Consider the following 8,561-nt stretch of genomic DNA (forward strand, 5'->3'; position numbering starts at 1 on the left):
GGGGATTCCCATCAGGACACAACTCCCATGCGGTCGAGGGTGGCGGACAGCACGGCGACGGCGTCACAGCCCGCGAACACGTACGGCACCACGGTCAGGGCCGCGGCGGTGAGGAGGAAGCCCCTGCGGGTCCAAGGGGAGGCGGCCGACGGGTAGTTGTTCGTTGCACCAGTGGTCACGTGGAGTCACGCTAGGGGCTGGTTGACACATGATGCGTTCCTTCGCATCGATTCACTCGTGCGAGTGGATCCAGCGGGCTCGTCGAGCCGGATCGGCACGTTCCGCGCGACGCCGTGCCGGATGACAGACTGACACCCATGGACGAGCGCACATTCGACAGGTCGGATCAGCATGCCTCCGTCATCGGTCTGGGCACCTGGCAGCTGGGGGCCGACTGGGGAGACGTCGACGACAAGGAAGCCCTCGCGGTACTGGAGACGGCGGCAGAGGCCGGGGTGACCTTCTTCGACACCGCCGACGTGTACGGCGACGGCCGCAGCGAGCAGACCATCGCCGCGTTCCTCAGCGGCCGCCCGGACCTGCACGTCATGGTCGCCACGAAGATGGGCCGCCGGGTCGAGCAGATCCCCGGGAACTACGTGCTCGACAACTTCCGCGCCTGGAACGACCGTTCCCGGCGCAACCTGGGCGTCGACCGCATCGACCTGGTGCAGTTGCACTGCCCGCCGACGCCCGTCTACTCCACGGACGAGGTGTTCGACGCCCTCGAGACCCTCGTCGAGGAGGAGCGCGTCGCCGCCTACGGCGTCAGCGTCGAGACCTGCGAGGAGGCGCTGACCGCCATCGCCCGGCCCAACGTCGCGAGCGTGCAGATCATCCTGAACCCGTTCCGCATGAAGCCGCTGCGCGAGGTGCTCCCGGCCGCGCGCGAGGCGGGCGTGGGCATCATCGCCCGCGTTCCGCTGGCCTCCGGCCTGCTGTCGGGCAAGTACACCCGGGACACCGTCTTCCCGGAGAACGACCACCGCACCTACAACCGGCACGGCGAGGCCTTCGACCAGGGCGAGACCTTCTCCGGCGTCGACTACGCCACCGGTGTCGAGGCGGCCGCCGAGTTCGCGGCACTCGTCCCCGAGGGATACACCCCGGCCCAGCTGGCCCTGCGCTGGATCGTCGAGCAGCCCGGCGTCACCACTGTGATCCCCGGCGCGCGCTCACCCGAACAGGCCCGGGCCAACGCGGCCGCCGCCCGCCTCCCGCAGCTGCCCGGCGAGACGCTGACGGCGATCCGCGACCTGTACGACCGGCGCATCAAGGACCAGGTCGAATCCCGCTGGTGAGGCCGACCCTCACGGTTCCAGGAGCAGCTGCCTCTCCTGCTCCTGGTCACCGGAGGCTGCGCCGTCGTCGCGTGCCGTGAAGGCCCGGGTGAGCGTGTCGCTCGCCCGCCGCACGGCCTCCGGGCTGCCCTGCACGGTGACGGTCACCGGTGCGGACAGCCGCCCGGAACCCGCTTCGTCGCCGCCGGCGGGACCCGCGTCCGTCTCCCCGTCGAAGGTCGCCATGTGGACCGTCGCGTTCTCGTCGGCGGGAAGCTCGTCGGAAGACCCGAACGTACCTTCCAGGGCCCGGACGACCGCTCGCGCGTCGTCGGCGCCTCCGCCGCTGAGCGTCACGGTGAGCTGCGTTCCGGACATGAGTCCACGACCTCCTCGGTTCTGCGTCATTCGCGCCGTCCGTGTAACCGTCCCCTGATCGCTCAAACCGCACCCGGGGGCCCGCGGGACGACGAGTCGTTCCGGGGAACCCGGGAAGAAGGAGGGCTCGGGTCTCACTCCGGGAGGAACAGTGGCGGACGTGGCAGAGGGCGGGGGCATGCGCCGGGGGCGCAACGAGACGGAGGAGGAGAGAGCGGACCGGATGTGGCAGGAGCTCATCCAGGAGGTCCGCGTGGCGCAGATGGGCGTCCAGATCCTCTTCGGCTTCCTCCTCACGGTGGTGTTCACCGAGAAGTACGACGACCTCTCCGGCACCGACCAGACGATCTATCTGGTGACGGTCGTCCTCGGCGCCTGCGCGACCGGGGCGCTCATCGGCCCGGTCGCCCTGCACCGCCTCGTCGCCGGGCGGCGCGTCAAACCCCAGGCCGTGCGGCTGGCCTCCCGGCTCACCCTGCTCGGCCTCGTGCTGCTGCTCGCCACGATGACCGCCTCACTGCTGCTCATCCTGCGCGTGGCCACGCACGACGGCTTCGTGCCCTACCTGGTCGCCGGTGTGGTCGGCTGGTACCTGTTGTGCTGGTTCGTCCTGCCGCTGTGGATCCGGCACCGTTACACGTCGAAGTGACGGCACCGCCGTCAGCTGCCGGTCGTGCACCCGGCTGAGCAGCAGCAGCGAGGCGGTGGCACCGACCAGGGCGCAGAACATGTCCCACTGCGTGTCCCAGACGTCGCCCTGGGTGGCCAGAAAGGCATCGGCCGCGTGCCCTCCGGCGACGGCGGCCGCCCACTCGAGCATCTCGAAGACGGCGCTGAAGGCCAGACACGCGCACACGGTCAGCGGAGCGAGCCACCGGCTCCCGCGCAGCGGCGAGGTGCGCACCAGCAGCTCGCGCACCAGCACGGCCGGGACGAAGCCCTGCATCAGGTGGCCGAACCGGTCATAGGGGTTGCGGTCCAGACCGAAGGTGGCCCGGACCCAGTCGCCGACCGGCACCTCGGCGTAGGTGTAGTGGCCGCCCACCATCAGCACCACGGCATGGGCGGCCAGCAGACAGCACAACAGACCGGTGAGCGGAAAGCGCCGCCGGGTCAGCACCAGCAGCGGCAGGCCCACGGCGACCCACACGACCTCCAGGAACCAGGTCATGCGGTCGTGCGGGTTCCACGCGGACAGGGCCAGCACCGCGAGCACACCCCAGGCCAGGGCGGCGGGCAAAGACGGCCGGGGACCCGGATGTACGTCGGACACAGCGGACATGGCGGGCTCCTCTCGAGGCAGCCCATCGTCCAGTCGGGGGCGGGCCCTCGGCATGAGTACGCCTACTCAGACCGGCCCCGGTTCAGCCCCCGGCGAGAACGCCCGCCAGGAAGTCGTCGACATGGACCTCCTCGCGGCCCGGCCGCACCACCTCGTAGGTCTCCCGCAGGAACGCCGCGAATCCGGGCGCCCAGGCGAACACCACCGCGTGGTGGCGGCCGCCGTCGGCGCGGGCGTCGCCGAGGAACTCCAGGCGCAGCTCCTGCCACATCCCCCGCGACTCCGGACGCATCCGCACGTCGCCCACCCCGACCGGCCGCCGCAGCCCGTCACCGAGCATCTCCCGGTCCAGCTGCCACCGGGCGAGGACGCGGCCGTCATGGCTGAAGACCACGGTGACGGCGAACGGATCCGCGGCGTCGTAGCTCAGGTGGGCGAGCACGGAGAAACGGTCCGTGTCGCCCGCCTGGAGCTGCACCACCAGGGTCTTGTGGACGAACGAGTTCACTAGGGGGCCTCCGGGAAGAACCGACGTAGAGCCCTCTAGTACCCCCGATTTCGCCGGAATGCTCAGCCGACCGGGTGAATCCCGCGAGCACCGCGCAGCGACTCGATGCACACCGCGACGGATCGCTGCAGATCCTCCAGACGCTGCACCATGTCGTCCTCGTAGAACTCCCCGGCGTCGTCGAAGGTCAGCTCCTCGAACACCTTGGTCGCCTTCTGCAGGCTGCTGTAGAACTTCGTGCGCCGCTCCCGCACCCGCAGCCCCGGGTCCGTCTCCACGACCTCGACGACGAGGGACTTCATCGTGTCGTACGCCTCGGCGGCCCACTCGCCGGCGTCCTCACCCTCGTCGAGCTCGTCGATGAGCGACAGGTGCCGCTCGGCCTCCTGCCGCACGTCGGCGGGCGCGTCCACGGTCTGCCCGGCGGGTGTCTTCATCTGTCCCGACTCGGCGATCTGACGCACGTACCCGATCCGGTCGGCCGCCCTGCTCTCCCCGGCGACGGCCTTCTTCAGCTCGTCGGTGCGCACCACGTCACGGGCCAGCTCCGACTGCAGGTCCGGATCCTCACGGACCCGGTCCAGCAGCGCCTGGCGGGCGGCACGGGCGGTGGAGGGGTCGGCGAGGATCGCGGCGCGCAGGGCCGTGGGGTTCTCCGCGACCTCCAGGGCCTTCGTGGGCCGGATGCCCTCCGCCTCGGCGGCCTCGGAGATGGCGGTGCCGCGCTCGGAGGTCGCGCTGTTGCGGGAGACGTAGTAGCTCAGCCACACGTCGGCGTCCGGCAGGTCCACCTCCTGACCGGGCGTCAGCGCCTCGAAGTGCGGGACCATCCCGTCGTCCGCCGCCCGGTCCCACGCCTTGTAGTAGCGCATGACCCGCTCCGGGGAGCAGCCGGCGAGCTCCGCGAACTCCTTCGCGGACACCTTCGGCGTCTCGTCCGCACCCTGACCGCCGGGCCGCACACTGCGCGCCACCTTCAGCCCGAAGGCCCACCCTCCGGTCCGGGCGTACGCCCCGAACTCCCGCGCGTCCCGCGCGATCAGGTCGGACAGGGGCGCGGCGGCGACGGTGGACGTCTCGGGCGGGGTCATGGCTACGGTCACGGACGACTCTCCTGAGGCGGGGCAGATCGGACGGCACGAGGTGCGGACGGAAGCCTAGCGGCCCCGGCTGACCTCGCCGTTCACCGCCCGCGAGGCCCGTCCGAGAACCGTTGTCCCGGGCGGACGCGGGTGCGGGAGGATGCCGGGCCTGGTGCGACGGGAGGCGGACACGCCGCTACGCCGCTGTGCGGAGTGCGACGGCTACGCGTACGGCGGTGCCCCCGCCTGTACCGTCTGCCGCGACCTGGTGGACGGCATCGTCGAAGGGGAGTGGGCCGCGTTCCTGCGGCAGTGGGACACCGCCGCAGGCGGTGGCCAGGAGGGCGCCCTGGCCGAGAGGGTCGCGGCCGAACCGGACCGGCACGACTGGCGGCTGGTGGACGCCGCCCTCGACCGGCTGGTGTGCCCCGGCTGCGGTGACCGGCTCAGCCGCGGCCCGGCCGGCTGCGCCGCCTGCGACCGGGCGCATCGCTACCGCTACGCCGCCATCGAGACGGACCGGCCCGGTGTGCCGCCCGGCAACGAGCAAGCGATCCGGGTCAACGTCTCGGTGGTGCGCAGGCCCCAGGTCACCTCGGAGAGCGAAGTGCTCGTCCGGAGCCTGTTGCTGCCCCTCCTGCCGGCCGGGTTCCTGCCCACGACCGAGGAGGCCCAGCGGGTGAGCGCGCTCGTGAAGAAGAGCCCCCCGGGGCGGAGGACTCATCTGGTCGAACGGGCCGTGGAGGCGCTGGCCGAGGATTTCAGCCGAACGCGTCGCGCAGCGCCGGCAGCAGGGTCTTCTCCGACCAGTCCAGGTACGCCGGCTGCGACTCGCCGCCGATCTGGACGAGGGCGATCTCGGTGAACCCGGCCTCGGCGTACGGGCGGACGGCCTCGACGAACGCGTCCGGGTCGTCACCGCACGGGATCGCGTCGGCGACGTCGTCCTGCCTGACGAACTGGGTGGCCGCGTCGAAGGAATCGGGATGCGGCAGCTCCGAGTTGACCTTCCAGCCGCTGCCGAACCAGCGGAACTGGGAGTGCGCCCGCTCGACGGCCGCGTCCCGGTCGGGGTCGTAGCAGACCGGCAACTGGCCGATGCGGGGCTTGCCCTGGCCGCCGTGCCGGTCGAAGGCATCCAGCAGCCCGGCCTTGGGCTCGGTGGCGATCACCAGGTCACCGAGCCGGCCCGCGAGTTCGCACGACCGCTCCCCGGAGACGGCGATGCCGATGGGCGGCGCCTCGTCCGGAAGGTCCCACAGCCGGGCCGACTCCACGTCGAAGTGCGTGCCGTGATGGTTGACGTGACCGCCCTCGAACAGGGCGCGGATGATCTCCACGGCCTCCTCGAACATCTCGTGCCGCACATCGACCGATGGCCAGCCGCCGCCCACCACGTGCTCGTTGAGGTTCTCGCCCGAGCCCAGCCCCAGTCGGAACCGGCCCTCGGACAGCAACTGCAGGGTCGCCGCCTTCTGCGCCACCACCGCCGGGTGGTAGCGGAACGTCGGGCATGTCACATACGTCATCAGTGGGATACGTGACGTGGCCTGGGCGGCCGCGCCGAGCACGGCCCAGGCGTACGGCGAATGACCCTGCGAGCGCAGCCACGGGAAGTAGTGGTCGGAGGTCACCGAGAAGTCGAAGCCCGCCTCCTCGGCCCGCACCACATGGTCGACGAGCTCTCGGGGGCCGGCCTGCTCGGTCATCATCGTGTATCCGATTTGCACCATAACCAGCGAGTCCCCTGACAGCGGGCCCGGAAACGGCTCGATCACGGCCGCCGACGGGTGCAGGATGCATCCATGAGTGCCTCCGCCCCGCCGACGTCCGGTCCCGCCGCCCAGGGTGTCGACGCCTCCGGCGTCCACGCCTTCCTCGACGCCCTCGAAGCCGCCCCGGAGATCGAGCCGCACAGCCTGGTGATCATGCGGCACGGGCACCTGGTGGCCTCCGGCTGGTGGGCGCCGTACACCGCCGAACGCCTCCACCTGATGTACTCGCTCAGCAAGAGCTTCACCGGGACCGCGGCCGCCCTGGCCGAGGCCGAGGGTCTGCTCGACTTCGACGCGCCGGTGATCTCGTACTTCCCGGAGTTCGAGGCCGACATCACCGACCCGCGCAGCCGGGCGATGCTCGTCCGGCATGTGGCGTCCATGGCGAGCGGGCACCGACGGGACACCGTCGACGAGGCTTTCGGGCGAGACCCCGCCGAGCCCGTCCGAGGGTTCATGCAACTGCCGCCCGACGGTGACCCGGGCACGGTCTTCGCCTACAACCAGCCCGCCACCTACACGCTCGCCGCGATCGTCCAGCGAGTGACCGGGCAGCCGCTCACCGCGTATCTGCGGCCCCGGCTGCTGGATCCGCTGGGCGTGGGTGAGGTGTCCTGGAGGCGGGACCGCGCCGGCCGGGAGCTCGGCTTCAGCGGTCTGCACGCCACCACCGAGGCCGTCGCCCGGCTCGGCCAGCTGTATCTGCGCGACGGGCTGTGGGAGGGCGAGCGGCTGCTGCCTCAGGGATGGGTGGCCCGGGCCTCGCACCCCCGTATACCGACCACCGGGGCCATGGGAGACACGGAGCGGCAGGACTGGGACCAGGGCTACGGCTACCAGTTCTGGACGTCCCGGCACGGCTACCGGGGGGACGGCGCGTTCGGCCAGTTCTGCCTCGTCCTGCCGGAGCACGACGTGGTGATCGCGGCGACCGCGGCGACCGAGCGGATGCAGGAGTACCTGAACCTGGTCTGGGAGCATCTGCTGCCCGCTTTCGGACCCGAGCCACTGGCCGGCCGCGAGGCCGCCGACGCGGAACTGCGGGAGCGCCTCGACCGGCTCGCGCTGCCGCCCGCCCCGGGCCGTCCCGCACCCCCGGAGCGGGAGCGGGGCTGGACGGCCGCGGCGTTCACGCCCTCCGTGGAGACCGGGCCGGTCCGGTCGGCCGGGCTCGCCCGGGACGCGGACGGCTGGACGCTCACGCTCACCGGAGCAGCGGACCGGCCGGATCGCCCGGACCGGCTCGCCCTGCGTCTGGCGGAGGAGGGCTGGAGGGTCGCCGAGGAACCCGCTCCGACCGCGGTCAGCGGCGGCTGGACCGATGCCGGCACGCTGGCCGTGGATGTGGTGTTCCTGGAGACCCCGCACCGCCTGGCACTGGCCTGTTCCCTCGCGGACCGGACGCTCACGGCGCGCTGGCGCACCCGGCCGCTGCACGGCGGTCGGCTCACCACCCTGCGCGCCCCGCGCCGCTCACTTTGAACCGGGCCGGAAGGTCTGGCTCAGACCGAGCCCGGCCGGAAGGTCTTGAAGAACGTGCGCAGCGCCTCCTGGTTGGCGGCGTCCTCCCAGTCGGCGTCCGGAGTCGTCCAGCGCAGCGAGAAGCTCCGGCCCTCACCCAGCAGGATGCCCCGGCCGAAGGTGTGCATCCGGGTACCGTCGACATCCGCGGTCCACTCCATGTCGGCGGACTTGCGACCCTGGTAGGTCGTCGCGCGGATCGCTCCGATCCGGTCGTAGTCGTCGGCCTGCTTGAGGTTCGGCTCGACGTCGTCCCGCCACACGGCCACGGGGTCCGGGCCGGCCTGATCGCTGTAGGTGACGGCCAGCGTGCGGTCGTCGCCCTCGGCGCCGAAGACGACCCGGTACGCCTCGCCGTCACGGTCGGTGTCCAGCCGCTTCCAGCCCTCGGGCAGCGCGACGGAGAAACCCTCCGGTGCCCGGTAGCGCTGGAAGCCGGGCGGCAGGGCCGTGGCGGGAGCGGACGGTGTGGGTGTGGGAGCGGGAGACGGGGGCGACGGAGTGGGGGTGGGGGTCGGCGAGGGGGACTTGGACGGACTGGGCGGCCCGGACGGATCGGGACTGTCGCCGCTGGTGCCCTGGCCCGGCGTGGCCGCCGAGGCCGGGGGCCGGACCGGGGATTCGGCCGCGTCGCTGCCGCTGTCCGTGCCGGGCAGCCCCTGGGTCGCGGCGAGTACGGCGACCGCGACGGTGACGACGGCCAGGACCGTTCCCGCCACCATGGTCCGTCTGCTG

General features: G+C 72.0%; 9 protein-coding genes and 2 pseudogenes. 4 read left to right on the forward strand and 7 right to left on the reverse strand.

Features of this window, described 5'->3' with window-relative positions; all coding sequences use genetic code 11:
• Nucleotides 1-11: 11 nt before the first annotated feature.
• Nucleotides 12-179, reverse strand: coding sequence for a hypothetical protein (locus ABZ281_RS25685; protein ID WP_356659081.1), 168 nt, complete (start codon nucleotides 177-179; stop codon nucleotides 12-14).
• 138 nt (nucleotides 180-317) lie between these two features.
• Here ABZ281_RS25685 and ABZ281_RS25690 point away from each other — a divergent pair, with 138 nt between their 5' ends.
• Complete coding sequence (locus ABZ281_RS25690) at nucleotides 318-1,301, forward strand: aldo/keto reductase (RefSeq protein ID WP_356659083.1); 984 nt, start codon at nucleotides 318-320, stop codon at nucleotides 1,299-1,301.
• A 9-nt stretch (nucleotides 1,302-1,310) separates the two neighbouring features.
• Here ABZ281_RS25690 and ABZ281_RS25695 read toward each other — a convergent pair whose 3' ends face one another.
• A complete protein-coding gene (locus ABZ281_RS25695; protein ID WP_356659085.1) occupies nucleotides 1,311-1,658 on the reverse strand; it encodes a hypothetical protein in 348 nt (115 codons plus the stop codon).
• 178 nt (nucleotides 1,659-1,836) lie between these two features.
• On the opposite strand from ABZ281_RS25695, the gene ABZ281_RS25700 reads away from it, so the two are divergent.
• Nucleotides 1,837-2,307 carry a DUF6328 family protein gene (locus ABZ281_RS25700; protein WP_356659095.1) on the forward strand — a complete coding sequence of 157 codons (471 nt, stop codon included), beginning with the start codon at nucleotides 1,837-1,839 and terminating at the stop codon, nucleotides 2,305-2,307.
• Between the two features lie 9 nt (nucleotides 2,308-2,316).
• Here ABZ281_RS25700 and ABZ281_RS25705 read toward each other — a convergent pair.
• From ABZ281_RS25705 to ABZ281_RS25715, 3 genes and pseudogenes are all read right to left on the reverse strand, one after another.
• Nucleotides 2,317-2,940, reverse strand: a pseudogene (locus ABZ281_RS25705) (DUF2238 domain-containing protein); the annotation flags it as partial.
• Nucleotides 2,941-3,022: 82 nt separating this feature from the next.
• Nucleotides 3,023-3,448, reverse strand: a complete 426-nt coding sequence (locus ABZ281_RS25710) for an SsgA family sporulation/cell division regulator (RefSeq protein ID WP_142166058.1) — start codon at nucleotides 3,446-3,448, stop codon at nucleotides 3,023-3,025.
• 62 nt (nucleotides 3,449-3,510) lie between these two features.
• Nucleotides 3,511-4,551 (reverse strand): hypothetical protein, encoded by a 1,041-nt coding sequence (locus ABZ281_RS25715; RefSeq protein ID WP_356659087.1) that lies wholly within the window; start codon nucleotides 4,549-4,551, stop codon nucleotides 3,511-3,513.
• Nucleotides 4,552-4,702: 151 nt separating this feature from the next.
• Here ABZ281_RS25715 and ABZ281_RS25720 point away from each other — a divergent pair, with 151 nt between their 5' ends.
• Nucleotides 4,703-5,395 (forward strand): hypothetical protein, encoded by a 693-nt coding sequence (locus ABZ281_RS25720; RefSeq protein ID WP_356659089.1) that lies wholly within the window; start codon nucleotides 4,703-4,705, stop codon nucleotides 5,393-5,395.
• On the opposite strand, the gene ABZ281_RS25725 is transcribed toward ABZ281_RS25720, so the two are convergent.
• The gene (locus ABZ281_RS25725) at nucleotides 5,292-6,263 is read right to left on the reverse strand and encodes an LLM class F420-dependent oxidoreductase (RefSeq protein ID WP_356659091.1); all 972 of its coding nucleotides are present in this window, start codon (nucleotides 6,261-6,263) and stop codon (nucleotides 5,292-5,294) included. The genes ABZ281_RS25720 and ABZ281_RS25725 overlap by 104 nt on opposite strands.
• 72 nt (nucleotides 6,264-6,335) lie before the next feature.
• On the opposite strand from ABZ281_RS25725, the gene ABZ281_RS25730 reads away from it, so the two are divergent.
• Nucleotides 6,336-7,787, forward strand: coding sequence for a serine hydrolase domain-containing protein (locus tag ABZ281_RS25730; RefSeq protein WP_356659093.1), 1,452 nt, complete (start codon nucleotides 6,336-6,338; stop codon nucleotides 7,785-7,787).
• A 20-nt stretch (nucleotides 7,788-7,807) separates the two neighbouring features.
• Here ABZ281_RS25730 and ABZ281_RS25735 read toward each other — a convergent pair.
• A pseudogene (locus ABZ281_RS25735) lies at nucleotides 7,808-8,561 on the reverse strand (serine/threonine protein kinase); the annotation flags it as partial.

The organism is Streptomyces sp. NPDC006265 (assembly GCF_040613555.1).
Lineage (GTDB): Bacteria > Actinomycetota > Actinomycetes > Streptomycetales > Streptomycetaceae > Streptomyces.

Excerpts from the sequence above, each read along its gene's own strand:
- ABZ281_RS25690 (WP_356659083.1), top strand. The coding sequence starts at position 318 with ATGGACGAGCGCACATTCGACAGGTCGGATCAGCATGCCTCCGTCATC.
- ABZ281_RS25700 (WP_356659095.1), top strand. The coding sequence starts at position 1,837 with ATGCGCCGGGGGCGCAACGAGACGGAGGAGGAGAGAGCGGACCGGATG.
- ABZ281_RS25695 (WP_356659085.1), bottom strand. The coding sequence starts at position 1,658 with ATGTCCGGAACGCAGCTCACCGTGACGCTCAGCGGCGGAGGCGCCGAC.
- ABZ281_RS25730 (WP_356659093.1), top strand. The coding sequence starts at position 6,336 with ATGAGTGCCTCCGCCCCGCCGACGTCCGGTCCCGCCGCCCAGGGTGTC.
- ABZ281_RS25725 (WP_356659091.1), bottom strand. The coding sequence starts at position 6,263 with ATGGTGCAAATCGGATACACGATGATGACCGAGCAGGCCGGCCCCCGA.